Source organism: Maritalea mediterranea, from assembly GCF_021568695.1.
Lineage (GTDB): Bacteria > Pseudomonadota > Alphaproteobacteria > Rhizobiales > Devosiaceae > Maritalea > Maritalea mediterranea.
In genome coordinates, this window is the sequence record NZ_JAKGTI010000003.1 from 233,701 (window position 1) to 260,150 (window position 26,450).

At 53.1% G+C, this 26,450-nt stretch carries 23 protein-coding genes; 14 read left to right on the forward strand and 9 right to left on the reverse strand.

The genetic code is table 11. The annotated features are described in order from the left end of the window. Positions 1-12: 12 nt before the first annotated feature. From L1I42_RS13995 to L1I42_RS14010, 4 genes are read right to left on the reverse strand one after another with little or no spacing between them, the layout of a single operon-like run. On the reverse strand, positions 13-780 hold the full coding sequence (locus L1I42_RS13995) for an Rv2686c family ABC transporter permease subunit (protein ID WP_236115289.1): 768 nt from the start codon (positions 778-780) through the stop codon (positions 13-15). Between the two features lie 4 nt (positions 781-784). Continuing rightward, positions 785-1,510, reverse strand: a complete 726-nt coding sequence (locus tag L1I42_RS14000) for a fluoroquinolone export ABC transporter permease subunit (protein ID WP_236115290.1) — start codon at positions 1,508-1,510, stop codon at positions 785-787. After that, positions 1,507-2,367 carry an ABC transporter ATP-binding protein gene (locus L1I42_RS14005; RefSeq protein WP_236115291.1) on the reverse strand — a complete coding sequence of 287 codons (861 nt, stop codon included), beginning with the start codon at positions 2,365-2,367 and terminating at the stop codon, positions 1,507-1,509. Before L1I42_RS14005 ends, L1I42_RS14000 begins: the two co-directional genes overlap by 4 nt. A gap of 1 nt (position 2,368) precedes the next feature. Further along, positions 2,369-3,091: a TetR/AcrR family transcriptional regulator gene (locus L1I42_RS14010; RefSeq protein ID WP_236115292.1), complete on the reverse strand. Its 723-nt coding sequence runs from the start codon at positions 3,089-3,091 to the stop codon at positions 2,369-2,371. A 181-nt stretch (positions 3,092-3,272) separates the two neighbouring features. Here L1I42_RS14010 and L1I42_RS14015 point away from each other — a divergent pair, with 181 nt between their 5' ends. After that, positions 3,273-3,863 (forward strand): hypothetical protein, encoded by a 591-nt coding sequence (locus L1I42_RS14015; RefSeq protein WP_236115293.1) that lies wholly within the window; start codon positions 3,273-3,275, stop codon positions 3,861-3,863. A gap of 139 nt (positions 3,864-4,002) precedes the next feature. Beyond that, positions 4,003-4,647, forward strand: coding sequence for a hypothetical protein (locus L1I42_RS14020; protein WP_236115294.1), 645 nt, complete (start codon positions 4,003-4,005; stop codon positions 4,645-4,647). Position 4,648: 1 nt separating this feature from the next. Here L1I42_RS14020 and L1I42_RS14025 read toward each other — a convergent pair whose 3' ends face one another. Next, positions 4,649-5,047 (reverse strand): MerR family transcriptional regulator, encoded by a 399-nt coding sequence (locus L1I42_RS14025; protein WP_236115295.1) that lies wholly within the window; start codon positions 5,045-5,047, stop codon positions 4,649-4,651. After that, a complete protein-coding gene (locus L1I42_RS14030; RefSeq protein ID WP_236115296.1) occupies positions 5,047-6,807 on the reverse strand; it encodes a long-chain-fatty-acid--CoA ligase in 1,761 nt (586 codons plus the stop codon). Before L1I42_RS14030 ends, L1I42_RS14025 begins: the two co-directional genes overlap by 1 nt. Positions 6,808-7,141: 334 nt before the next feature. Between L1I42_RS14030 and L1I42_RS14035 the strand changes: the two genes are divergently transcribed. From L1I42_RS14035 to L1I42_RS14085, 11 genes are all read left to right on the forward strand, one after another. After that, positions 7,142-9,604, forward strand: a complete 2,463-nt coding sequence (locus tag L1I42_RS14035; protein WP_236115297.1) for an acyl-CoA dehydrogenase — start codon at positions 7,142-7,144, stop codon at positions 9,602-9,604. Positions 9,605-9,623: 19 nt separating this feature from the next. Continuing rightward, positions 9,624-11,591, forward strand: a complete 1,968-nt coding sequence (locus tag L1I42_RS14040) for a 3-hydroxyacyl-CoA dehydrogenase NAD-binding domain-containing protein (protein WP_236115298.1) — start codon at positions 9,624-9,626, stop codon at positions 11,589-11,591. A gap of 17 nt (positions 11,592-11,608) precedes the next feature. After that, entirely contained in the window at positions 11,609-12,892 is a 1,284-nt protein-coding gene (locus tag L1I42_RS14045; RefSeq protein WP_236115299.1) for an acetyl-CoA C-acetyltransferase, read from the forward strand. A gap of 270 nt (positions 12,893-13,162) precedes the next feature. After that, positions 13,163-14,797, forward strand: coding sequence for a peptide ABC transporter substrate-binding protein (locus tag L1I42_RS14050; protein ID WP_236115300.1), 1,635 nt, complete (start codon positions 13,163-13,165; stop codon positions 14,795-14,797). A gap of 191 nt (positions 14,798-14,988) precedes the next feature. Then, on the forward strand, positions 14,989-15,936 hold the full coding sequence (gene oppB, locus L1I42_RS14055; RefSeq protein WP_236115301.1) for an oligopeptide ABC transporter permease OppB: 948 nt from the start codon (positions 14,989-14,991) through the stop codon (positions 15,934-15,936). Between the two features lie 11 nt (positions 15,937-15,947). Further along, complete coding sequence (locus L1I42_RS14060) at positions 15,948-16,877, forward strand: ABC transporter permease subunit (RefSeq protein WP_236115302.1); 930 nt, start codon at positions 15,948-15,950, stop codon at positions 16,875-16,877. Between the two features lie 100 nt (positions 16,878-16,977). After that, a complete protein-coding gene (locus tag L1I42_RS14065; RefSeq protein WP_236115303.1) occupies positions 16,978-18,816 on the forward strand; it encodes an ABC transporter ATP-binding protein in 1,839 nt (612 codons plus the stop codon). Between the two features lie 182 nt (positions 18,817-18,998). Then, positions 18,999-19,124 (forward strand): type B 50S ribosomal protein L36, encoded by a 126-nt coding sequence (gene ykgO / locus L1I42_RS14070; protein WP_027835018.1) that lies wholly within the window; start codon positions 18,999-19,001, stop codon positions 19,122-19,124. 83 nt (positions 19,125-19,207) lie between these two features. Further along, on the forward strand, positions 19,208-20,236 hold the full coding sequence (locus L1I42_RS14075) for a histone deacetylase family protein (RefSeq protein WP_236115304.1): 1,029 nt from the start codon (positions 19,208-19,210) through the stop codon (positions 20,234-20,236). 170 nt (positions 20,237-20,406) lie between these two features. Further along, entirely contained in the window at positions 20,407-21,618 is a 1,212-nt protein-coding gene (locus L1I42_RS14080; RefSeq protein WP_236115305.1) for an ammonium transporter, read from the forward strand. Between the two features lie 9 nt (positions 21,619-21,627). Further along, positions 21,628-21,966, forward strand: a complete 339-nt coding sequence (locus tag L1I42_RS14085; protein ID WP_236115306.1) for a P-II family nitrogen regulator — start codon at positions 21,628-21,630, stop codon at positions 21,964-21,966. A gap of 83 nt (positions 21,967-22,049) precedes the next feature. Here the strand turns inward: L1I42_RS14085 and pyk are convergent, their stop codons facing one another. Together pyk and L1I42_RS14095 are read right to left on the reverse strand one after the other, a co-directional pair. After that, a complete protein-coding gene (gene pyk, locus L1I42_RS14090; protein ID WP_236115307.1) occupies positions 22,050-23,486 on the reverse strand; it encodes a pyruvate kinase in 1,437 nt (478 codons plus the stop codon). Further along, positions 23,483-23,959 (reverse strand): DUF1036 domain-containing protein, encoded by a 477-nt coding sequence (locus L1I42_RS14095; protein ID WP_439651506.1) that lies wholly within the window; start codon positions 23,957-23,959, stop codon positions 23,483-23,485. The genes pyk and L1I42_RS14095 overlap by 4 nt, the downstream gene beginning before the upstream one ends. Positions 23,960-24,182: 223 nt before the next feature. Here L1I42_RS14095 and L1I42_RS14100 point away from each other — a divergent pair, with 223 nt between their 5' ends. Then, on the forward strand, positions 24,183-24,476 hold the full coding sequence (locus L1I42_RS14100; protein ID WP_236115309.1) for a DUF2312 domain-containing protein: 294 nt from the start codon (positions 24,183-24,185) through the stop codon (positions 24,474-24,476). Positions 24,477-24,506: 30 nt separating this feature from the next. Here the strand turns inward: L1I42_RS14100 and dxs are convergent, their stop codons facing one another. Next, complete coding sequence (gene dxs, locus L1I42_RS14105; protein ID WP_236115310.1) at positions 24,507-26,435, reverse strand: 1-deoxy-D-xylulose-5-phosphate synthase; 1,929 nt, start codon at positions 26,433-26,435, stop codon at positions 24,507-24,509. Positions 26,436-26,450: the final 15 nt, after the last annotated feature.

The window sequence follows — 26,450 nt, forward strand, 5'->3', positions numbered from 1 at the left end:
TATGTTCAGAGCCTAGACCAATTTCTGCAGGGTTTTGCGCAACATGGCGAGCATGACCCCGATAAGGGCCAGCTGGCTGATGACGCCGAGAATGATTGCAACCCACCAATAGGGATCACCATCCAGCACCATCCAATAGGCTTTGGTGATGAAAAAGGGCGGAAAGATGCTGGCAAGCCAATCAAAAGGTTGGGGGATGAACCAGCCGATCAGGATGACCCAGCCGGCGACAGAGGTAAATTTGGCCATGCCAAAGCCCTGCAGCTTGTTTTGGGCAAAAATGGCATAAAACAAAGCGGTGATCGGGGAGGTGAGTGCGGCCGATGCGGCGATCACGATCGCTGCGGGAAGGGGCGGCATATGCATGCCGACAATCAGCATCATGCCAAAAAAAGCAATAAAGCTCAGTAGCGCCGGCATCACCAGACGAAACCCGATAAACTGGCTCATATGGATGGGCACCACTTGCATGGCCACCAGGGTCTTGTCCCCTTTTTCATCGAGCAGCATAAATCCGTAGACAGCCCCCGCCAGCAGCATACCTTGAAAGACGATCAGATACCCGATCAGCAAAGGAAAATAGGTTGATAAAGGTTCTGCAATGTCAGGGCCGGGCATGAAGCCAATGGTGCGGAAATGGGCGTCAAGTGCAGGCAGCGCAAACCGTATAACCAGTGAGATCACCAGTAAGAAACTGAACATCAGCATCAAAAATCGATCTCGGGCGATCAGCTTGAGATCATGGCGGGCCAATTGTTTCATATGGGTCATCGAGAGCATGGCGCTATCCCAGATTTTCAATAATATGTTTGTCGAAGGCCGCTTTGGCCCAGATGCCCAGACCGAGCAACAGTAGCGTTGAGTAGCTCAGGGCATAGATCTGTTCCCACAGGGCAAGGTCGCGATATGCCCCCATGATCACCATGGTCGGGGCGCTGGTGGGAATAACCAGAAGGCTCCAATGTTCAACCAGCCCGAAGAAATAAAGAAAGGGCAACTGCAATGTAACCGCCACAACGGCCATGGGGATCAAAAACTCGGTGATTGAATCATAGCGCACCACAAGGGCCAGACCGATCAGGGTATAAACCACGCCCACGGCAATTATACCGAGCACCAGCCAGAGCGGGTTGGGCCAGATGATGGGTTCCCCCAGTGCGAGAATCGCCATGGCCCCGGCGAGCGAGAGGACGGTTTCAAAGGTGGCCAGCAACACCAATGATGCGACTTTGGCGGCGAGATATTCAACATCAAGCAGCGGGGTGACCACAGCGGCCGCGATGGTGCCTTCGTCTTTTTCAAAAATGACCATGCCGGCCACATAGAGCATTGTGGTGCCGCCAATGATCAGGACCACCAGCGCGGGGAAGGCATAGCCGAGTTGCTCCATATTGACCAATTGCGACAGCACAATCGCCACCAGCAGCGAGATGATGATGCCGATGTGATATAGTTTGTTGCGGAACTGCACCCGCACATCGGTTTTGAGTTCGTGCCAGAAGCGGGTCATTGCACCAGTTCCTTACCGGTGACTTCGATAAAGATATTGTCGAGGGTGGTCTCCTGGGTGTGGATACGCTTAATCCGCCGGTCCGACTGGATGAGTTGGAGAAAATCCTGGTTCTGCCCCAACCCGTCCAGCTCAAACTCCTGATTGGCCAGATGGGTATTGTCCATATAATCCACTCGCACACTGCGCTTGCCATATTTGGCTTTCAGCTTTTCCGGGGCGTCGATCGTGGAGATCTTGCCATTGGTGATAAAGGCCACCCGGTCGCACAATTGGTCGGCCAGGCTCATATTGTGGGTGGTGGTGAAAATGGTGGTGCCTTTTGAGCGCAAGTCGAGCACCAGATCCTTGATGCGCTTGGCATTCACCGGGTCGAGGCCTGATGTCGGCTCGTCCAAAAACAGGATTTGCGGATTGTGCATCAAGGCGCGGGCGACATTGAGGCGGATTTTCATGCCTTTGGAAAAATCGGAGGTGAGTTTGTCCGCATCTTCATGCAGATCCACCCATTTCAGCACCGTTTCGGGGGAGAATTCGATATGTTTATAAAATCCGGCAAAATGCTCCAGATTTTCGCGCGCCGTGAGCTTGAGATAATGATTGGGCAATTCAAAAGACACGCCGATATGTTCATAAAGAGAATTGTCCCAATCGCGCACCTGCTTGCCCATTAACTCGATAGAGCCGCGATAGTTTTTCAGCAAGCCAATCAGAATTTTCTGGGTGGTGGACTTGCCCGAGCCTGAGGGGCCCAGAAAACCAAAAATCTCGCCTTTGTCTATGGTGAAATCTAGACCATGCAGCGTGTCGGTTTTGGCGCCAGAATAGGCAAATTGCAGGTTTTCAACGCGGATCATTTCAATTCTCCTTGTGCGCGGCATCAGTTTGCTGCGCGGCAACAAAATCTTTTTGGGCCTTGGTATAAATCTGACGCAAAATGCGTTTGCCGGTTTCGCTGTCTGCGCCCTGTTCGGGGGTCAGCGCCCGGTGCATAAAATCGGCGATGCCTTTGACCACATCATCGGTGGGCGGGATTTGTTCAGCGGGTACAAATTCGGCGATGGTCACCATGCCAAAGCTGATCATGTCCATGATGTGCGCCACGACCTTGGGGTCAAGGTCGGGCCGGATGGCCCCCGCTTGCTGCATCATCATCACAAATTCATGGCGCATGCCCTGGCGCTGATGTTTGGCAAAAAAATTGTCTTTTTTCTTGAGGTAATTGCCCAGGATGGCCCCATCCTGACGCATGATCACGGCCATCAGCGGCGTCTGGTCGATCACTTTGAGCATATTGAGATACATATTGCCGATCAGGCCACCTTGCGGGTCTTTTTCGATTGCTGCAAACCAGTTGGCGGAAAAGCCCAGCATGGCCCGTACAAGCATTTTTTCGATCAGCTCGTCCTTTGAACTGAAGTGTAGATAGACCGCCCCTTTGGAGATGCCTGCCTCTCGGGCAATGTCGGCCACGGTTGTCTTGTCATAGCCAAATTTGACCAACAGCCGTTCCGTTGCGTCGAAAATATCCTGCTCGCGCTCGGACACATCAGGTTGCATCAGATCGTTCGGCGTGGTCATGAAGCGTGCTCTTTCGCCAGAATGGTGGTAAGGTTTTTGACAATATGACCGAAAGTGCAAAATTGGTCAAATGGTTTTCTGGCGCCGGAATTTGAGGAAAAACCGCGATTGGGTTAATTTAAAGTTGTATTTTATAAAAAGTTAAATAAATTTCGAGCCAGTCAATTTGCTAGGCTGTTAAATGCTGGACAAGACTGTTGCCATTGTTTGCGCTGAATCGGGGGCATGGCCAAACGCATTTCGGGACAATTTGACCGGTCTCGGCGTTGGGCATGTGGAGGTGGTGGCAAACATTGACCACTTTGAAGGGGCAATTGACCCCGACCGGGTCAATTATGTCTTTTTCCAACAGGCGGTCGGGCTTCCCTATATGATGAAAGCCTTGCGCATTTTGCGCATGTATCCGCGCGGCGATGTAAAATATTCGCCCGCCATTTTAATGGCGCGCGAACTCGTTGAAACCCAATTGCGACAAATGGTGGAATTGGGTTTTGATGATGTCATCCAATTTCCCTGCACAAAGGGGATGTTGCGCCGTCGCATGCACGCGCAAATTATGACGCCAATCTCCTACTTCATTACCAGCAATTATTTCGGGCCCGACCGGAGGCTCTTTTTTGAAGGGGAGGCCGGGCGTAAACCACGCTTTGGCACGCGCGGCTATGAAAGACGAACCTTTATCCGTTCGCCCGAACATGGGGTGGGGATCATGGATGTGCAGGTTTTTGAGCCTGAACCGGCTGATGACGTCTCAACACAGATCGAAATCTAGACCAGTTGGAAAAATAGGTAAGTGCCCGTAGGGGTTCATTAAATATCGATTTCCTTGCATTTGACGGCAAGCCTTTGGAATTCGGTAATAAATTATTCCGTATTATTATTTCATGTTTTGAGAATTTAAGTAATTTGCGATGTTTAACCGATCAAGTGCATTTATAGTTTGCAAAGACAGCGCCTGGGCGAAGAGTTTCCACTCTGTTCTTACAGAAATCGGGTTTGCGCAGGTCGAACACTTTGCTGAAGCGGAAAGCTTAAATGTGGTGCCCTTTTCGCGCCCTTTGCAATTTTGTTTCTTAACCCAGATCAGCTCCAATAAAGAAGTGCGTGCCGCAATGCAGGCCATTCGCGAGCATCGGCATGAGCGGCATCGGTTCTCACCGGTGGTGATGCTGTCTCGCGATTTGCCCCGGCAACAGATTTACGAATATATCGCCATGGGCATTGACGATATCTTGCAGTTTCCCTGCTCGCTCAAATTTATGACGGACCGGCTCAAGCGCCAGATGTTTCAACCCGTCAAATATTTTGAGACGGAAGATTATCTCGGGCCGGACCGCCGCCGCACCTTTGATGATGTGCCCAAAGGAGAAAGTGAACACGCAGCACAGCGCACTGGGATGGCTGATTATCGTCGCTATCTATTTCAGCGGAACCCATTTAAGGGCGTCAAAATGCTGGATATTTATGAACATCGGGCCGAGGCCGAGGCTGAGGAAGGTGACGGAGAGATGATTACAAACAAAATGCTACAAGAAGTTGAGCAGCAAGTAAGCTAAGCTATGCGCTGCGCTTGCTCAATTGTCCCAGCGCATATTTTCGCATGCCCTCCAGCTCATCGATAGCATTTTCCAGATCCTGCTTTTGCGCCTTGAGCTGTTCGAGGCGCGAATTCACCCGATTGAGCAGATGTTGAGTTTGCGCGGTTTTTGTCCGGTCCGCGTCGTAAAGTTCCAGATATTCGGAGATCTCTTTTAACGAAAATCCCAGCCGTTTGCCCCTGAGGATCAGCAGGAGACGCGTGCGGTCGCGCCGCCGGAACACGCGGGTCGTGCCCACGCGATCCGGCTTCAACAATCCCTTGGATTCGTAAAACCGAATTGTACGGGTGGATATATCAAACTCCTTTGCCAGTTCGGTAATGGCATAGAGTTCGTGTTGTTCGCGATTTTCACCCATCAGCTTTTCTTCAATTTGGCATATTCTTCACGCAAATCATTTTTGGACAATTTACCCACCAAAGTTTTGGGCAATTCGCTTTTGAAGATGATTTCACGCGGCATTTCGATTTTCGACAGATATTTCTTGAGGTGTTCGCGCAGCTCCTCTTCGCCCAGATTGGACCCCTCAACCCGCTTTACAAACGCTATGGGAGCCTCGCCGCGATATTCATCCTCTACGCCGATCACATTGCATTCATCCACCTCATCATGGTGGTATAGCGCGTCTTCTATGGCGCGGGGATAGACGTTAAAGCCGGAACAGATGATGATATCCTTAATCCGGTCGACAATATAAAGATGCCCGTCTTCATCGACATACCCCACATCGCCCGTGCGGAAATAGCCGTCGATGAAGGACTCCTTATTGGCGTCGTCATTGTCCAAATAGCCGGGCATCACTTGCGGCCCTTTGGCCACCAGCTCGCCGCGTTCGCCTGGGCCAACAAATTTGGTGGGGTCTTCCACATCAACAAATTGTATGTCGGTGCCGGGCAAAGGCATGCCGATCGAATTGTCCTTGTTTGGGGCATAAAGCGGTGCGCAGCACAAAACGGGGGAGGTTTCGGTCAGGCCATAGCCTTCGGCGATGCGCCCGCCGGTGGCCTTGGCAAAGGCCTGTTTGGTTTCGTTGGGCAGCGCCGCCCCACCGGAAATGCCGATTTTGAGGCTCGACAGATCATATTTATTGCGCTCCGGAGCCGTGGCCAAAGCGTGCGAAAGTGTTGGCACGGCCGGCAGAATGGTCGCTTTGGTGCGGTGAATCATTTCCAGCAATGATTTGCGCTCATAGCGTGGCAACATCGCCACTTTCACGCCACTGGTGAGCGGGGTGTTCATGCACACGGTCATCGCAAAAATATGGAAAAACGGAATCACTGCCGCAAGGGTGGCGCCGGGACGGAACAGGTCGACCCCCCACAAATCGATCTGGCTCAAATTGGCCGCGATATTGCCATGGGTCAAAACCGCCGCTTTTGGCGTGCCGGTGGTGCCACCGGTGAATTGCAGCACGGCCATGTCGTCTTTGTCGATTTTGACTGGGTCTGCTTGCAGATTGTTATCCAGCAGGGCCTGCCAATCCAGATAATTGGCTTTGACCTTCTCATCACTGAGCTTGGCAAGATCTTTGGCTTTGAAGATTTTGAACAGGACTTTTTTGATGCCGGGCAATGCATTTGGGAAATGGGAGACCAATAGCTTTTTGGCCACGCCTTCCTGCATCAGCTTTTCCGCTTTTTCCAGCGTCAATTTAAGGTCCGTTGTGACCAGAATATCGGGGTTTGAATTCTTCAAAATATGCATCAGCTCTGAGTGGGTGTAGAGCGGATTGCAGTTCACGATCGTCGCGCCAATTTTCAAGGCAGCGTAATAAATTACCGGGAAAAATGGCGTGTTGGGCAGCAGTAGGGCCACGCGGTTGCCCTTTTTAAGGCCGAGTTCTTTTTGCAGAGCACCCGCCATGCGCTCAATCTGGTCACCCATTTCAGCATATGTGGTTTCCGCGCCCAAAAAGTCCATCGCCACGCGTGTGGCATGTTCTTTTACCGCTTTGTCCACCCGCTCAGGCACGGGCGTGGTGTCGATCTCGGCAAAAAAGTCGATGCCCTCAGGATATTTGTCGATCCAGGGCTGGTATGGCTTATGTTTGGTCTTATTGGTCTTGGTCGACTTGTTTGTCTTGCTAGACTTGGTTGTCTTGTCGGACTTGCTGGTCATGTTTTGCTCCCTCACTCCCGCGAGCGCCCCCTCATGCGCTGGGAAATGAAGTATATTCAGATATTGACGTTAACGTCAATTGAGCGACGTTAAAATGGTTGGAAAATGAACAATTTCTTGTCCTGCGCGTTAGGTTTATGATTTTCCAACGTTTTTCAATATGTTTCCGATAAAGTCATTTGATTGACGTTAACGTGAATATATGCCAGTGTTGCGTTGAAGTGGCCTTATGGCCTTTGATTGTGGTTGCGCTTGTCGCAAAAAAGGCAAAAACTTGTGGTCAGGCTAGGGCGTGGCTGTTTGTTATGCCGAATGGCCCGTTTGGGAGGGTAAAATGACCTTAATGATGTTCCTCATTTTCATTGTTGGATTTGTTGCGTTGGCGGTGACTGAAGCCAAGCTTGTATTCTGGGGGCTGGCGGCGCTGGTCTATGCAGCAGCTGCCTTGGCCCTTGGTGGTGCGCTGTCGCTGAATATTGTGGCTATATTGACGTTTATTCCCGGCGTTGTTTTCCTGCTGTTAAGCGTACCAATGATCCGGCGGCTGGTGCTCACCAATCATATTTACAAAGCCGTGAAAAAGATTCTGCCGCGCGTTTCGCGCACCGAGCAGGAAGCGCTGGACGCCGGCACTGTGGGTTGGGATGCGGAATTGTTTTCTGGTCGGCCAAAATGGAACAAGCTGCTGGATATTGAAAAGCCGCACCTGACTGAAGAGGAGCAAGCCTTTTTGGACGGGCCTACCGAAGTGGTGTGTAAAATGATCGACGATTGGGACACGCGTCACAATCGTGCGGACATGCCTGAAGAGGTTTGGCAATATCTGAAAGACAATGGCTTTTTGGGCATGTTGATTTCCAAAGAGCATGGCGGCTTGGGTTTCTCTGCGCAGGCGCAATCCATGATCGTATCGAAAATTGCTGGCCGGTCTATTGCCGCCGGGATCACCGTGATGGTGCCCAACTCTTTGGGACCGGGCGAGCTGCTGGAAAAATATGGTACGCCGGAACAAAAGGACAAATATCTGGAGCGCTTGGCCACTGGTAAAGAAGTGCCATGCTTTGGCCTGACCGCGCCCCATGCCGGGTCTGACGCGGCAGGGATGCGCGATGTGGGCGTGGTGTGCGAAGGCATGCATGAAGGCAAGAAAGTACTTGGTGTCAAGCTGAACTGGGAAAAGCGCTACATCACGCTTGGGCCGGTAGCGACCTTGTTGGGGTTGGCCTTCAATCTTTATGACCCTGAAAACCGTTTGGGCAAAGGCACTGATGTGGGCATCACCTTGGCGCTGATCCCCACGGATCATGAAGGCGTGAATATTGGTCGCCGCCACTATCCGGCGCGTTCGGCCTTTATGAATGGTCCAAACTCAGGCAAGGATGTGTTTATCCCGCTTGATTGGATTATTGGCGGCACCGAATATTGTGGCCAGGGTTGGCGCATGTTGATGGAGTGTCTGTCCACAGGTCGGGCAATTTCATTGCCGGCCATTGGCACCGTTTCCATCAAACAGGCTTTGCGTGTGACCTCTGCCTATGCGCGCATCCGTCGTCAGTTCGGCATCTCCATTGGTATGATGGAAGGGGTGGCCGAGCCCGTGGCGCGTTTGGTCAAGGATTCTTATATGTTTGAAGGCGCGCGAGCGACAACCGCCGCCATGGTGGACGAAGGCCAAAAGCCTTCTGTGATTTCGGCGCTGCTGAAATATCGCACCACCGATGCGATGCGTGAGCGCATCAATGACGCCATGGATGTGCATGGCGGGCGTGCTGTGTGCGACGGGCCATCTAACTATTTGTTTGCCGGTTATCAGGCGGTGCCCGTGGCGATCACGGTGGAAGGGGCCAACATCTTGACTCGCACCTTGATCACGTTTGCGCAGGGCGCTTTGCGGGCGCACCCTTTCCTTTATAAGGAGATTTCTGCGGCGCAGAATGAGAATAAGGCCGAGGGGCAAAAAGCCTTTGATAAAGCCTTTGCGGGCCATACCGGCTTTATGCTGCGCAATATTTTGGCGAGCTTTCTGCATAGCGTCACCTTTGCGCGCTTTGCGTCCTCGCCTCGCAACGGGCCGACCAAGATTTACTATCAGCGCTTGCACCGCTACGCGCAAAACTTTGCACTGGTGGGCGATTGGGTTGTGGCCTTCCTTGGCGGAGACCTGAAACGAAAACAGCGGATTTCTGGTCGTATGGCTGACATTTTGTCCGACCTTTATTTGATGTCGATGACATTGAAGCGTTGGGAAGATGATGGAGCGATCGCTGATGATCTGCCGATTGTGCAAGCCATTGCTGAAGACCGGTTTGCCGCCATTGAACATAGCTTTGATCAGGTGTTTAACAATTTCCCAAATCCGGTTTTGCGGGTGTTGATGCGCTTTTTGGTGTTCCCGCTGGGGCGGCGCGCCAAAGGGTCTTCAGACCGGGAAAACTATCGTTTGGCCAAGGCCATCCTGCGTCACTCAGAACAGCGTGACCGGTTGACGCGTGACATCTTTGTCAGCTTTGATCCCGAAGACCGTACTGGCGTGTTGGAAGATACGTTGCAGAAGGTCGAAGAAGCAGAAGAGATTGAAAAGCGCTTTATCCGTGCTCTGAAAAAGGGCGAGATTGCGCGGCGCCTTGACCGTGACGCCATCGACGATGCGGTGGAAAAGGGAATTTTGAATGATAATGAGGCAGGCATTTTGCGTGCCGCCGATGAGGCAACAGATAAAGTGATCCGGGTGGATGATTTCGATTTTGATGAATTGGGCGCCGACCGGGATGCTGACAAAAATGTTGCTGCACAATAATTAAAGGGGAGCGAACACAGTGGCACAACCAAAATTGCCAAAGCTGAAATATTGGCACTTTGAGATCGATGTGGAGCAGATTGGCTGGCTCACCATCGATACGCCAAAGTCGCCGGTGAATGTTTTAGGTCGTGATTGCATTGAAGAGCTGGAAAAGCTGGTGCTGCGGTTTGAAGATCTGGCCGCGTCTAACGAACTGGCCGGTGTGGTCTTGCTGTCTGCCAAGGACAATGGCTTCATTGCCGGGGCGGACGTGCGCGAGTTCGACGAGATGAGCGACCCGTCCATTCTGCCCGCCGCGCTGGAACGCACCCATGCGATTTTCAATAAAATTGAGAAATTGCCGATCCCTATGGTGGCGGGTATTCACGGCTTTTGTCTTGGCGGCGGTCTGGAGCTGGCGCTGGCCTGCCATTATCGCATTGCGGTGAATGATGATGCGACCAAATTGGGCTTCCCGGAAGTGAAGCTGGGGATTTTCCCCGGCTTTGGCGGCACCGGCCGTTCGATCCGCCAAGCGGGGCCTTTGGCCGCAATGACAGCCATGTTAACGGGCAAGAATTATCGTGCCAGCCAAGCTAAAGGCATGGGGTTGGTGGACCGGTTGGTGACCCATCGCGACCAGTTGCGCTGGGCGGGCCGCAAGGCGGTGATGCAACGGCAGCAATCCAAGCCCGCGCCCTTCACCAAACGGGTCATGGCGATGGGGCCGCTGCGCGGCTACACAGCCAACAAGATGCGGGAGCAAACCAAAAAGAAGGCCAACCCCAAGCATTATCCGGCGCCGCACAAGCTGATCGATTTATATGAAAAGCACGGCAATGATCCCAAGGCCTTTATCAAGTCCGAGATTGAGCATTTTCCTGAACTGATGGCCAGCGACACGGCGGAAAATTTGCGCCGGGTGTTCTTCCTGTCCGAAGGGCTGAAGGCGCAGGGCGTGAAGGGCGAAAAGCCTGTGTTCCGCCGCGTTCATGTTGTGGGCGCTGGTGTAATGGGGGGCGATATTGCCGCCTGGTGTGCCTATCGCGGCATGGAAGTCAGCTTGCAAGATCTGGATATGGAGCGGATTGAGCCTGCGTTGAAACGGGCGAAAAAACTGTTCCAGAAGCGCTTGAAAAAGCCACAGGCTGTAGAGGCCGCAATGTCACGCCTGGTGGCTGACCCCGAGGGCAAAGGAGTGGCCCGTGCCGAAGTGGTGATTGAGGCGATTGTTGAGAATCTTGAGATCAAGCAAAAGCTGTTTGCGGATTTGGAGCCGAAGATGAAAAAGGACGCCATTATGGCAACCAATACATCTTCTATTCCGCTGGAAGAAATTGCGACAGCGTTGAAGCAGCCCAAGCGGCTGATCGGTTTGCATTTCTTTAACCCGGTAGCCCAGTTGCCGCTGGTGGAAGTGATTAAGCAGGCGAAAAACACCGATGCGCAGGTGCGTATGGGCGCAAGTTTTTGCACCGCCATTGGCAAAAGCCCGGTGATTGTGAAAAGCGAGAAGGGCTTTTTGGTCAATCGCGTGTTGATGCCCTATATGCTGCAAGCCGTCATGCGGGTCGAGAATGGCGAGAATGCCGAGCAGATTGACAAGGCCGCGGTGGCATTTGGCATGCCCATGGGCCCGATTGAGCTGATGGATGTGGTGGGTCTGGATGTGGCCAAGTCTGTAGCCGAAGAGCTGGGCGAAGAGGTGAAAGAGGGGGGCAAGTTTGCCACGCTGCTTTCACAAGGCCATTTGGGCCGCAAAACGGGTCAGGGCTTTTACAAATGGGAAAATGGCAAAGCCCAAAAGGGTGAACCAGCGCCGCACGCCAATTATGAAGGGCTGGGCCGCGATCTCGTGCAGCCTTTGGTGGACGAATGCGAAGTGTGCGTGAAAGAGGGCATCGCGGCCGATGAAGACATGGCTGATATTGGTGTGATCTTTGGCACAGGGTTTGCGCCGTTCCTTGGCGGGCCGCTTAAAGCGCGTCGTGATGGCAAAGCATAAATAGGGATATAGGGATTATGACAAAAACACTCAAACGTGTCGCAATTGTTGGCAGTGCCCGCATTCCTTTTTGCCGGGCGCATACGGGCTATCGCGACGAGACGAACTTGTCGATGATGACCGGGGCGCTCAAAGGCCTTGTGGACAAATATAAGTTGAAAGACACCCACATTGACGAGGTGATGGGCGGGGTTGTGCTCAATCATAGCCGCGACTTTAATATTGCCCGCGAAGCGGCGCTCAATGCCGGGCTGGCCCCAACCACGCCGGGCACCACGGTGCAGATTGCCTGCGGCACGTCCTTGCAGGCGGCGCTGATGGTGGCCTCAAAAATCGCCACCGGTGAGATTGAGAGCGGCATTGCTTGCGGTGCAGACAGTGTGAGCGACAGCCCGATTGTGTTCGGGCCGAAATTCTCCAAGCGCATGATCAAGCTAAGTCGCGCAAAAACGCTGGGCCAAAAGCTTGGCGTGTTTAAAGGCTTCAGTTTTGGTGAAGTGGTGCCAAATGCCCCCTCTACAGCTGAGCCCCGTACGGGCCTCTCCATGGGCCAGCATTGCGAATTGATGGCGCGTGAATGGGAGATCAGCCGGGAAGAGCAGGATGAATGGGCGCTTGGCTCGCACCACAAAGCGGCGAAAGCCTATGAAGAGGGCTTTCATGATGATCTGATCGTGCCCCACGCGGGCATCGTGCGCGACAATAATGTGCGGGCCGACAGCTCGATGGAAAAATTGTCCAGCCTGAAGCCAAGCTTTGACCGCAAGTCCGGGCATGGCACCTTGACCGCAGCGAACTCAACACCGCTGACAGATGGTGCCGCCTCCGTATTGTTGGCCAGCGAAGAGTGGGCGAAAGAGCGGGGCTTGCCGATTCTGGGCTATTTGCGTACCGGCTCGGTCAGCGCCAATGATTTTGCCCATGGTGATGGGCTGCTGATGGCGCCGACCATTGCGGTTTCCGACATGTTGGCACGGGAAGAGTTGAGCTTTGCCGATATTGATCTGTTTGAAATTCACGAAGCCTTTGCCGCCGTGCTGTTGTGCACGGTGAAAGCATTTGCAGACAAGACCTACAACAAAGAGGTTCTTGGCCGGGACAAGCCGCTGGGCAAGATCGATAAACGCAAGATTAATCTTACCGGCTCCAGCGTGGCCTATGGTCACCCCTTCGCCGCCACCGGCGCGCGCATATTGGGGGCCACGGTGAATTTGTTGGAGCGGGAAAAGAAAGAGCGAGCCTTGATTTCCGTTTGTACAGCAGGTGGTCAAGGGGTCGCAGCGATTGTTGAGCGAAATTAGGGGTTTATTTTTATCTCAATATGGGATGAAATGAAAATTCATCGTATCGCATAGTTATATTCTTGATTGGTATGGCAACCGGCGAGTTGGATAAAATCGGGGTTTTTCCCTCAGTTTTTTTTAAATCCGCCGGAATTCTTGCCTTGCCAAACGGATTAAGAGAGCGTTACGGTGATTGTCTGACAGTGGCAATTTGTAACTGTCTTATTTAAGTCGGCAGCTAATAACAGCAAGACCGACAGGGAAACGTCTACTAGGGAGAGTAGTTTTATGAAGTTTACCACAATGTTCAAAACGGCATCAGCCTTGGCAGTTGTAGCTGCGCTTACTGGCGGTGCCTATGCGGACGATCATGTGCATCCAGAGACTGGCGAAAAGCTGGCGGCGGATCAAACATTTACCTATCGTTTGCTCGATGGCCTTCCAACACTTGATCCACAATTGAACGAAGACGTGTCTGGCTCAGACGTTATTCGCGACTTGTTCGAGGGTTTGTTGAACCAAGATGCCGAGGGCAATTTGATTCCAGGTGTTGCTGAAAGCTGGGAAGCAAGCGAAGGCAATACTGTTTATACATTTAAATTGCGCGACAATGCCAAATGGTCAAACGGCGATCCTGTAACAGCAGGTGATTTCGTTTATGCATGGCGCCGCGCTGCAGATCCAGAAACCGCTTCACCATATGCTTGGTATATGGAATTGATGTCACTTGAAAATGGCAAAGAAGTTATTGCTGGCGAAAAAGACCCATCAGAATTGGGTGTAGAAGCTGTTGATGATCACACATTGCGTGTGAAATTGACTTCTGCGTTGCCATACTTCCCATCAATGGTGACACACGCCACTACATTCCCAACGCACCAAGCAACTATTGAAGAGCATGGTGACGCGTGGACCCGTCCTGAGAATATGGTGTCAAACGGTGCATATGTGTTGACCGAGTGGGTGCTGAACGAGCGGACCACACGTGAACGCAACGAAATGTACTGGAACAACGACGCGACCATCTTGGATAAGGTTGTGACCTTGGTGATCAACGATGATAACGTGGCGTTGACACGTTGGCGTGCGGGTGAGTTGGACAAAACAGAAGTTCCAGCAGGTCAATATCCTGCATTGAAGGAGGAGTTCCCAGATCAGGCTCACTCTTTCCCACGTCTGTGTAACTACTATTACACCTTCAACTTGTCTGATAGCGGCCCGGAAGCCTTTAAAGATGTGCGCGTACGTAAGGCGCTTTCTTATGCGGTTGACCGTAAAGTGATCACCGACCAAGTGTTGCAAGGTGGCCAGTTCCAAGCTTACACCTTTACACCTGCTGCAACAGCCGGTTTCGAGGTGCCTGATGTTGACTTCGCTGGTATGACCCAGGCAGAGCGTGACGAAAAGGCAAAAGAACTTCTGGCAGAAGCTGGCTATGGTCCAGATAATCCACTCGAGTTCGATATGCTTTACAACACTTCTGAAGGCCACAAGCGGATTGCTGTTGCGATCTCGCAAATGTGGAAGCAGAAGTTGGGTGTAGAAGCCACACTTGGCAACATGGAATGGAAGACATTCCTTGAAACACGCGGCAACCAAGACTTTGAGTTGGCCCGTGGTGCATGGTGCGGTGACTACAACGAAGCATCCACATTCCTGGATCTCTTGACCACGCCTTCAGGCTACAATGACGGCAAGTACTCAAATGAGGAAGTCGATCAGTTGATGGCTGATGCGAAAACTGCAGAAAACCCACAAGAAAACTACACTCGTGTGGAGCAGATTTTGGCAGAAGAAATGCCTGTGATTCCGGTTTACCACTATACTGGCGTTATGATGCTCAAAGACAACGTGAAAGGTTGGCCTTTCGAGAACGTTGAGCAAAACTGGTATAGCCGTGACCTTTACAAGGTCGCTGAATAACCAAATTATCGCACCGCGCGGGACCAATAGTCTCGCGCGGTGTTTCTCTTTAGTTTGCTGGCTGCATATCGGGGGTTATGTGGCGTTTTGGTCGACTAAAGATTAGGATGTGAAGGCTCGCGCTGCTTGGTATATATTGGTCAAGTTGCCCAACAAGAGCCCACATTTAGGGAAGCAGGGTTTTACAAAAAATGTTCAGTTTTATTGTCCGACGTGTGGGGTATGCGATTCCCACATTGTTGATTTTGATTATCGCATCATTTTTGTTGATGTACGCCGCGCCTGGCGGGCCGTTCACGACCGAACGTGCGCTGCCGCCGGAAGTGCTGAAAAACATTCAAGCCCGCTACGGGTTGGACGATCCGCTGCCAGTGCAAATCTGGAATTATATTTGGAATGTGGTGACCAATTTTGATTTTGGGCCGTCCTTTAAATATCGCGATAAATCCGTAAACGACATCATTGCGCAGGGGTTCCCCGTGACATTGACTTACGGGTTCTGGTCATTTGTTTTTGCAGTGATCGTAGGCTTGTCTCTTGGTATCGTCGCGGCCATCCGTCACAATACCGCAGTTGACTATACTGCTGTTGGTATCTCAATCAGCGCGCAAGTGCTGCCCAACTTTGTAATGGCGCCGATCCTGGTGTTGATCTTTACACTAGGGCTCTTCAGACTGACCAATGGGCAATATTACCTGCCCGGCGGCGGCTGGAATGGCGGTCAGATTGAATATATCATCATGCCGGTGATTGCGCTGTCGACCAGCTATATGGCCAATATTGCGCGTCTGGCGCGATCCTCCATGCTGGAAGTTTTGAATTCCAACTTTATTCGCACGGCGAAAGCCAAGGGGCTTTCTGAGCGGGAAGTCATTTTCAAGCACGCGCTCAAGCCTGCTTTGATGCCGGTCATTTCCTATCTTGGGCCTGCCTTTGTGGGTATGGCGACCGGTTCTGTGGTTGTGGATTTGTATTTCAGCACCGGTGGTATGGGCCAGTATTTCGTGAACTCTGCCTTTAACCGCGACTATTCCGTGATGATGGGGATCACCATCTTGATCGGTGTCCTGACCATTACCTTTAACGCCTTGGTTGACATTATCTATGCCTGGCTCGACCCACGCATTCGGTTGTCATAGGAGAGCAGATCATGATTGTAAAAAGTGAAAAAATGGATGCTCTGGCGGAAAATATCGTGGAGCAACAGGCGATCAAAGGGCGCTCTCTGTGGCAAGATGCGATGGCGCGCTTTTCCAAAAACAAGGCCGCGGTGACCAGCGTATTTGTGCTGATCTTTATCACGCTCTTGTCCTTTGTCGGGCCGCTCTTTTCGCCCTGGGATTATGAGACGATTGACTGGGCGACCATGGGTAATGCGGCGACAATGGGCTATCCGTCCATCGAAACCGGACATTATTTCGGCACGGATGATTTGGGCCGCGATATTTTTGCCCGCACAATGCAGGGCACACAAATCTCACTGACGGTTGGCTTTCTGGGCGCCGCAGTGGCGGTGATTGTGGGCACGCTATACGGCGCGATCTCCGGCTATGTCGGTGGCGCGCTGGACAACTTTATGATGCGGGTTGTCGACCTGTTGTTGTCTGTGCCTTACATGTTCGTGTTGATCCTGTTGTTGGTGGTGTTTGGCCGGTCGTTGGAAATGCTATTTGTGGGGATCGGGCTATTCGCCTGGATGGATATGGCGCGTATTGTGCGTGGCCAGACCTTGTCGATTAAGAATAAGGAATTCATCGAAGCGGCGATTGCTTCCGGTGTGGGCAGCTTCACGATCATTATGCGCCACATTGTGCCCAATTTGTTGGGTGTGGTGATTGTCTATGCTTCCTTGTTGGTTCCAGCCTTGATTTTGACCGAAAGCTTTATCTCGTTCCTGGGCCTGGGCGTTCAAGAACCGATGACCTCTTGGGGCGCGCTGATTAATGAGGGCGCAAAAACCATGCAATATGGGGTGATCTGGCAACTGGCCTTCCCCTTGGGTTTCTTCATTGTGGGTCTGTTTTGTTTCTTTTTCATTGGTGATGGGTTGCGCGACGCGCTTGACCCAAAAGACCGCTAGGAGGGGTGATGACATTATTCAAACTTTGTCATCTGCCTTCGAATGGCAGTGGCACCATGAGTAAACAAACTAAAACAATGCCCAATCGGGAGATGACAGCATGAGTGAAGCTGATCAAAATACAGTATTGCAGGTGAAAGACCTGAATGTGTCTTTTGACACGCCTGATGGTCAGGTGGATGCGGTGCGCGGTGTAAATCTGCACATAAACCGCGGCGAATGCCTGGGCATTGTGGGGGAATCCGGGTCTGGCAAAAGCCAAACCTTTATGACCGCTATGGGCCTTTTGGCCAATAATGGTAAAGCCACAGGCGATGTTCTGTTTCACGGCAAATCCATTTTGGGTATGCCGGTGCAGCAACTGAACAAAATTCGTGGTCGTTATATGAGCATGATCTTTCAGGATCCGCTCACCAGCCTGACGCCGCATATGACGGTGGCAGCACAAATGAAAGAAGTGCTGGAGCTGCATACGGATGTGCGCGGCGATGCCGCCACCAAAAAGAGCCTTGAATGGCTGGAGCGGGTGCATATTTCAGATGCCAAACGGCGGCTGGACCAATATCCGCATGAATTGTCTGGTGGCATGCGCCAACGGGTGATGATTGCCATGTCCATGCTGTGTGAGCCTGAGTTGCTGATTGCTGATGAGCCGACCACGGCCCTCGACGTGACCGTGCAGGCAGAAATCCTCGACTTGATGGACGAGTTGAAAAAGCACAGCAACACCGCCATCGCGCTGATTACCCACGATATGGGGGTTGTGGCCCGCATGTGTGACCGTATTCAGGTGATGAAGGACGGGGTTTATGTGGAAGAAGGCACAGCCGACGACATTTTTTATAATCCGCAACATGATTATACAAAAATGCTGCTGGATGCGATGCCGCGCATTGACCAGCCGGATAAGGCGACCAATCGCAAGCTCAAAGAATATGAAGAAAAAGGGCGCGATCAGAACTTCCTGAAAGTTGATGATGTGCGAGTTGAGTTCGACATCAAAGTGCACGAGGGCCTTTGGCCCAAACGTATGCCACTTAAAGCAGTAGACGGAGTTAGCTTCACCCTGCGTCCCGGCGAAACGCTGGGCATTGTGGGCGAGAGCGGGTGTGGTAAATCCACCTTGGCCCGCGCGGTGCTCCAGCTTATTCCGCCGACCGCCGGGGCAGTCAGCTGGCTTGGTAGCCCGCTTTCCGGGCTCAACCGCAAGGAATTGAACAAGAAGCGCAAAGATTTGCAAATCGTGTTTCAGGATCCTTTGGCCAGCCTTGATCCGCGCATGACCATTGCCGATTCCATCATGGAGCCGCTGCAAACATTCCGCCCCGACATGTCACGTAAAGACATGAAGGCCAAGGTTGCGCAGATGATGGAACGCGTGGGCCTGCCCCAGCACATGATCAACCGTTATCCGCATGAGCTTTCCGGTGGCCAGAACCAGCGTGTGGGCATTGCCCGGGCGATGATTATGGAGCCCAAGCTGGTGGTGTGTGATGAGGCGGTGTCGGCGCTGGATGTGTCCATTCAAGCGCAGATCATTGAGTTGTTGATGGATTTGCAGGAAGATTTTGATCTGTCCTTGCTGTTCATCTCCCACGATTTGTCTGTGGTGCGTGAGATTTCGCACCGGATCATGGTGCTTTATCTCGGGCGCATTGTGGAGCTGGCGGACCGGCACGAGATCTATAAAGATCCGCGCCATCCGTACACCAAGCAATTGATTTCGGCGGTGCCGATTCCCGACCCGAAAATTGAACGGGCGCGCGAGCGGATCAAGTTGCCGGGTGAATTGCCGTCGCCTATGGACCCCACAGCGAAACTGCGCTTTTTGCCCTCCAAGATTGAGGCTAATCAGCTCGACTATGTGCCGCGGCTGGATGAGGTGAAACCCGGACACTATGTGGCCGAACATGATGAGCTTGATAAGCTGATCGTATAAACATGGCGGGGCGCGGTGGACCGCGCCCTTGGCCGCTTGGGCCGAATTTGCGCAGATTGGGAGCCAGATTTGCGTGTTTTGGCGCAATTGGGCGTTGACAAGCGGGAAAATTCTTCATAGTTTCCAGCCAACTTATGCGGCGCCGGTGGCGCCTCTTTTTATGAATGTAAAGGGTGACCGGAATGAAAATCAAAAATTCCATCAAGGCGTTGCGCACCCGGCATCGCGACAATAAGGTCGTTCGCCGTCGCGGTCGCATCTATATCATTAACAAGGTGAACAAGCGGTTCAAAGCTCGTCAGGGCTAAGCGCTTTACACAATGTTGCAAAAGTTTAAGGTCGGTGCTTGTCACCGACCTTTTTCTTTGTCCAAGCGATAATGGAGTGCCCCTTGAAGCTGTTTTTCTCGCCAGACCAAATGGCCCACAATCCGCAAAAAGAAATTTCAGATGGGAAGTTGGTGGATGCGGTTGAAACGCCCCAGCGCGCCCAAATGGTGTTCGAGGCATTGAAGGATGTTGCCGGGGTGACCCATGCCGACATGCAGGATTTTGGTCGTAAACCGATCGAACAAGTCCATGACACAGGCTATATCGACTTCTTGCACGCCTTTGGCGACCTCTGGGTTGAAGCGGGACGGGAGGGCGAGGGGTTTCCTTTCGTCTGGCCCGGGCGTGACTTTCGCACCGATAAGGTGCCGCATCATCTTGATGGTAAGCTGGGGCATTATAGCTTTGATGCGGGCACACCGCTCACAGGCAAAACCTATGGCGCGGCCTATGCCTCAGCCCAAAGCGCATTGAATGGCGCTGACGCGCTGCTCAGGGGCGATGGTGCGGCCTTTTCACTGTGTCGACCACCTGGTCATCATGCGGGCAAGGATTATTATGGTGGCTATTGCTTTTTCAACAATGCAGCCATCGCGGCGCAATATTTTCGCGATCAGGGCGCCGCGCGCGTGTCTATTTTTGATGTCGACTATCACCATGGCAACGGCACGCAATCTATCTTTTATCACCGCAACGATGTGCAATTCCTCTCGGTTCATGCTGACCCGCTTGAGGAGTATCCTTATTTCCTCGGCCATGCGGACGAGCGCGGCACCGGCATGGGCGAAGGGTTTAATTTCAACTATCCTTTGCCGCTGGGCACTGAAGCGCCGACGTTTTTGCACCAAATTCAGCAAGGGCTTACGGAGATCGATCGATATGATCCTGACTATTTGGTGATCTCGCTGGGCGTGGATTTCTTTGAAGGTGACCCGATTTCCCAATTCAAGTTGACCCATCCAGATATGACCAAGGTGGGCGCCCTGTTGCGCACCAACAGGCCCACCCTGTTTGTGATGGAAGGTGGCTATGCGGTTGGCGATCTGGGCCGCAATGTCGCGGCGATCATTGCTGGCTTTTTGTTAGATTAGGGTGCAGCGGAAGTTGTTCGTTTGCCTATATTTTAGGCAATTGCGCTAAAAGCGCCGGATTAGTTGACTTCAACCGAACTGCAAAATAGTTAACAGGCTTTTAATCTTACGCGGAATACGGCATTATTCTCTGGTTGCCTAATTATTAGGCAGGAGCCATTGGGGGGAGAATGATGGTAGCAGCAGATACGAGTTGGATTCTTGTGGCATCAGCACTGGTGTTGTTGATGACCTTGCCGGGGCTGGCCTTGTTTTATGCGGGGTTGGTGCAGGCAAAAAACATATTGTCGGTGCTCATGCACTGTATGGCGATCGCATGTGTCGCCTCTATTTTGTGGGTCGTGGCGGGCTATTCGCTGGCCTTTACGCCAGGCAATGCGTGGCTGGGCGACTTCAGTCGCTTTGGTTTGGCCGGGCTTGAACGCGATGGCCTCAGCGGCACCATCCCTGAAAGTCTTTGGATCATGTTTCAGATGACCTTTGCGGTGATCACCCCGGCTTTGATGGTGGGCGCCTTTGTGGAGCGCATCAAATTTTCCGCTGTGTTGATTATATCCGGCGCCTGGCTGATGCTGGTTTATGTGCCGGTGACCCATTGGGTCTGGGGTGGCGGCTGGCTGGCCCAGATGGGTGTGATTGATTTTGCGGGCGGCATCGTGGTCCACGTCACAGCGGGTGTTTCCGCAGCTGTCATTGCCGTGGCGTTGGGGCCACGAGATGGCTTTCCCAAAAATGTACGACCGCCGCATGCACCATGGATGGTGATGGTGGGGGCGTGTCTGCTGTGGGTTGGCTGGTTCGGCTTTAACGGTGGCAGTGCTGTTGCCGCTGATGGCAATGCCAGCATGGCGATTTTGGTCACGCACCTTTCCGCCGCCACCGCTTCATTGGTCTGGATGGTCATTGAGTGGGTGCGCTTTGGCAAACCCAGCATTGTCGGCATTGTCACTGGCACGATTGCGGGCCTTGCAACCATTACCCCAGCCTCCGGCTCTGTGGGGCCGGTTGGCGGTATTGTGCTGGGTTTTGTGGGCGGTGCCGTGTGTTTTTATGCGGTGGACTTGGTCAAACACCGGTTCAAAATCGACGATTCTTTGGACGTGTTGGCCGTGCATGGCATTGGCGGGGCCACCGGCACCCTACTGGTGGCGCTGTTGCTGGCGTTCGGGCCAGGCGCGGTTGGCTACGCTGAAGGGCAAAGCGCCTTTGGTCAGCTCGGCGTTCAGTTTGTCGGGGTTGCAGCCACAGCCATCTGGTCGCTGCTTGTCACTCTTATATTGGTGTGGTTGACTAAAAAGCTGGTTGGTCTGCGGGTCGATCAAGATGCAGAAACATCCGGTCTTGATTTGATGGTTCATGGCGAAACCGGATATCGGCACTAGGGGGGAATTATGAAATATATTATTGCGATGATTAAGCCGCATAAGCTGGAAGAAGTACGTGAAGCGATGGGGGCATTGGACATTCATGGCATGACCGTGACTGAGGTGCGTGGCTATGGCCGCCAGCGCGGCCACACCGAGATTTATCGCGGCGCAGAATATGAAATCTCCTATGTGCCGAAGTTAAAATTGGAGATTGCCGTGGCGGCGGACAAGGTAGAGCCCGCCATGGAGGCCATTCGCAACGCGGCAACCGAAGGTAAAATCGGTGACGGCAAGATCTTTGTGCTGGATCTGGAACAGGCGGTGCGGGTGCGCACCGGCGAAACCGGCGACGAGGCGCTATAGCGGCTTAAACACTTCTTGCCCTACAAACGAAAATGCCCGCCAATGTTTTGGCGGGCATTTTGATTTTTGCTTGGCGCGTTCGCTTAGGATGAGCCCATGCCATCCTGGCCCACAAAGGCAATGCGCAGCATGTTGGTGGCGCCGGGGGTGCCCAAAGGTACACCAGCGGTGATGGCCACACGGTCGCCCGGACGGGCAAAGCCTTCGCGATAGGCGATGGAGCAGGCGCGGTCCACCACATCGTCCAAATTCACCGCATCTTCCGTGCGTACGCAATGCAGGCCCCAGATCAGGGACATGCGGCGCACAGTGGCATCTTTTGGAGAGAGGGCGATGATGGGCTTTTCCGGGCGTTCCCGCGATACGCGAATGCCGGTCGAGCCGGATGAGGTATAGCAGACGATGGCGGCCAGATCCAAAGTTTCGGCCACTTGCCGGGTGGCGGCGGAAATCGCGTCCGCCGCGGTGGCATCCGGGGTGATTTCTTGCCGGCGGATGATGCCTTGATAAAGATTGTCGTTCTCAACGGCGACCGCCACCTTGTTCATGGTGGTGACCGCTTCAATGGGGTAGTCGCCCGCAGCGGATTCCGCAGAGAGCATGATTGCATCCGCCCCTTCAAACACGGCTGTGGCCACGTCGGATACTTCAGCCCGTGTAGGGACGGGCGAATTGATCATGGATTCGAGCATCTGGGTGGCCACCACCACCGGCTTGCCCTGTTGCCGTGCCATGCGGATCATGCGCTTTTGCAGGCCGGGCACCGTTTCCAGCGGCATTTCCACGCCCAGATCGCCCCGGGCGATCATAATGGCGTCGGACAATTTGATGATTTCTTCCAGCCGCTCAATAGCCTGTGGTTTCTCGATTTTGGCCAGCACGCCAGCGCGGCCCTGCACGGTTTTGCGTACATCAATAATATCTTCAGGGCGCTGCACAAAAGATAGGGCGACCCAATCGGCTCCGGCATCAAGGCCGGCCACCAGATCGGCCCGGTCCTTATCGGTGAGCGCGCCAACGCCCAGCAATGTGTTGGGCAGGCTGACGCCTTTGCGGTCTGACAATTTACCGCCATGCACCACTTCGCATTCAATCGTGTCCGCTGAGCATTTCTTTGCGACCAGTTCGAGCTTGCCATCGTCCAACAACAATGTGTGGTTGGGCTTGATGGCCTCAAAAATCTCGGGGTGAGGCAGTTCTACACGGTCCTTGTTGCCCGGCGCGTCTGAACGGTCGAAGGTGATAATGTCGCCGGTATTTAGAACCACCGCGCCATCGGCAAATTTGCCCACGCGTAATTTTGGCCCCTGCAAGTCCACCAATACGCCGATTGGGCGCTTCACCTTGTGTTCCACCGCCCGGATACTGGCCATGGTTTCGTTCAGCACGTCATGGCTGGCATGGCTCATATTGATGCGAAAAACATCCGCCCCGGCCCGGGCCAATTGTTCGATGGTGTCTTCATTGTTTGAAGCAGGGCCCAGGGTGGCCAGAATTTTTACTTTGCGTTGGCGTCTCATTGTGTCTCCAGGGGTTGCAGATCAGTCTCGGTGAGCTGAACCGTCCAATCCGTATTGTTCTCGGTATCGACTTCCATAAAGCCTGTCCGTTCATAGCCGCGCGCTAGACAGTCTTTTTCGCCAAAAATTGTGAATGCTTTATCACGGGTACACATATAAATACGGCCGCCCCACACCCCGCCGCTCACATCATCCACCGCGTGGAGATAAAAATATTGCGAGGGTTGCTCATTCAAGGGGCCGTTAAAAACCAGCGCACAGGCTTCCTTTTCGGCAATCCACCAGCCTTCAGACTGCCAGCCATTTTCGGCTTTAAAGCCGATGGCAATGGCGACGGGATTGTCGGTTTGGTTGCAAACGCGCAAATCTGCTTTGGCCGAACCAACAGGCAGCACGGCAAAAAGGGACAGGCAGATCATAGCGATTAGCGCAAATCGCACCGGCATTTTTTTGGTTTCAAAAAACAAGTTCACGACCCCATGAGTTGTAGCTGTTGCAGGAAATGTGTCAATCGCTATACCGACTATTGGACGGTTCTGTGGCGGTTTTTACAAAAGTGCTGGTCAATTTTATACAATTTGGTTCGGTGTTCGGCAGCCGTCCGATCAGATTGGTGGAAATTTTTTATTGGCGGTTGCCATCGACCAGTGATTTGCGTCACATAGGGCAAATTTAATTGCTCGGGATAAATGAGTCATGGGACAAACAAGCGTCGCCCGCGAACAATTGCGTGCCTATATCGAACGCATTGAGCGACTGGAAGAAGAGAAGAAGTCGATTTCTGACGACATTCGTGATGTCTATGCCGAGGCCAAGGGCAATGGATATGACGTAAAGGTCATGCGTCAGGTTGTTAAATTGCGCAAGCAAGAAGCGCATGAACGGCAAGAACAAGAAGCCATTCTTGATCTTTACAAACATGCATTGGGCATGATCCCCGCGCCGGACTATTATGAAGATGGACCGGATGAGGGTGAGGGGCAGGGCTAACCCTTCCCCTTTAACAAAATCAGCTTGAAATTATGCGCCGCCAGTCATGACCTGATTGGCGGCTTTTTCATTGCCGAGTGCGCGCATCACCGTGGCGGCGATGGCGTTGCGGTCCAGCCCGGCGGCCTTGTACATATTGGTCTGGCTGGCCTGATCAAAATGATGATCAGGAATAAAGAGCGGTCGCACTTTTAAGCCATTATCCAACAGGCCGTTTTGCGCCAAATGGCTCAGAACAAATGACCCGAACCCGCCCACAGATCCTTCTTCGATGGTGAGCAGCACTTCGTGATTTTTCGCTAACGTTTCCACCAGTTCGGTGTCGATCGGCTTGGCAAAGCGGGCATCGGCAATGGTAGGGTTGAAGCCAAACCCGATGAGAATTTCAGCGGCGGCCATGGTTTCAGCCAAACGTCCGCCAAAGGAGAGCAACGCGACAGACTTGCCTTCACGGATGATACGGCCTTTGCCGATTTCCAGCATTTTCCCTTCAGCAGGCAGATCAACGCCCACACCCTCGCCGCGCGGATAGCGCAGGGCAATGGGGTGCTCGTCATATTGGGCGGCGGTGGTCACCATATGACGCAGCTCGGCCTCGTCGCCCGGGGCCATCAGCACCATGTTGGGCACGGTGCCCAGATAGGCTGTGTCGAACGCGCCCGCGTGTGTGGGACCATCAGCGCCAACAAAGCCAGCCCGGTCAATGGCAAAGCGCACGGGTAGGTTTTGGATCGCCACATCATGGACAATCTGGTCATAACCGCGCTGCAAGAAGGTAGAATAAATCGCGCAGAATGGCGAGAGCCCTTCAGCGGCAAGGCCGGCACAAAAAGTCACCGCATGCTGTTCGGCAATGCCCACATCAAAGGTGCGGTCGGCAAATTCCTTGGCGAATTTATCCAGGCCGGTGCCCGACGGCATCGCGGCGGTAACGGCAACAATCTTGTCGTCCTTGCGCGCTTCCTGGATCAGGCTTTCGGCGAACACGCCGGTATAGGAGGGGGCGTTGGCCGGGGCCTTGGATTGGGCGCCGGTGATCACATTGAATTTTGACACGCCGTGATATTTGTCAGCAGCGTCTTCGGCCGGGCCATATCCCTTGCCTTTTTGGGTGACCGCATGGATCAGGATCGGGCCGGTGTCCGTGTCGCGAATATTGTCGAGAATAGGCAGCAAATGATCGAGATTGTGGCCATCAACCGGGCCTATATAGAAAAAGCCCAGCTCTTCAAACAGGGTGCCACCGGTCCAGAAGCCGCGGGCATATTCTTCAGTGCGCCGTGCTTTTTCGGAGAAGAAACGGGGCAAATGCTCTGACAATTGCTTGGCAATCTCGCGAATGGAGCGATAAGTTTTACCCGAGACGAGCCGCGCCAGATAGGCACTCATGGCACCGGTTGGGGGCGCAATCGACATGTCATTATCGTTCAGAATAACGATCAAGCGCGCATCCATGGCACCGGCATTGTTCATGGCTTCATAGGCCATGCCGGCGGACATGGCGCCATCGCCAATCACCGAAATAATGTTGCGCCGTTCACCCTTCAGTTCGGCGGCCACGGCCATGCCCAGCCCTGCAGAGATGGAGGTGGAAGAATGGCCTGCGCCAAAGGGATCAAATTCACTTTCCTTGCGCTTTGTAAAGCCGGACAGACCGTTTTCCTTGCGCAAAGTGCGCATCTGGTCGCGACGGCCGGTGAGAATTTTGTGAGGATAGGCCTGGTGCCCCACATCCCAGATGATCTTGTCGTCAGGCGTGTTGAACACGTGGTGAAGCGCCACGGACAATTCGACCACCCCAAGACCCGCACCCAAATGACCACCGGTTTCTGATACCACATCAATCATTTCCGCCCGCACCTCATCGGCCAGTTGGGCCAACTGGTTGCGCGGAATTTTGCGCACGTCATCAATGGTGGAAATGCTGTCTAACAGGGGCGTTTCTGGGCGCTTGGTCACCGCTACCTCATTTAC